Annotated in this window: 2 tRNA genes; both read right to left on the bottom strand. The window is 41.9% G+C overall.

Annotated features, from left to right (window positions below):
- Nucleotides 1-2 precede the first annotated feature (2 nt).
- Nucleotides 3-75: transfer RNA gene (locus tag LK536_RS58595), tRNA-Lys, on the bottom strand.
- Between the two features lie 191 nt (nucleotides 76-266).
- A tRNA-Lys gene (locus tag LK536_RS58590) sits at nucleotides 267-339 on the bottom strand.
- Nucleotides 340-341: the final 2 nt, after the last annotated feature.

Genomic DNA, 341 nt, shown 5'->3' with positions numbered 1-341 from the left:
AGTGCGCCTTCAGGGACTCGAACCCTGGACAAATAGATTAAGAGTCTACTGCTCTACCAACTGAGCTAAAGGCGCATATGTTTATTTTGTTTCTTTAAGTGACACGTCCACTATTATATATCCATGCATAGAAAATGTCAAGAATATTTTAAGAAAAAATTTATTTTTCAGATTCTTTCAAATCCCGTTCCGTCCTGTGCCGCTTCCATGCCACAAAAAAGTCCGACCCCGCAGCTTCCGATATCTGCAAAATCAGACCTTTTAAGTGCGCCTTCAGGGACTCGAACCCTGGACAAATAGATTAAGAGTCTACTGCTCTACCAACTGAGCTAAAGGCGCAT

The organism is Clostridium pacaense, from assembly GCF_020709765.2.
Lineage (GTDB): Bacteria > Bacillota > Clostridia > Lachnospirales > Lachnospiraceae > Enterocloster > Enterocloster hominis.
This window is presented reverse-complemented; position numbering and strand designations above follow the sequence as displayed.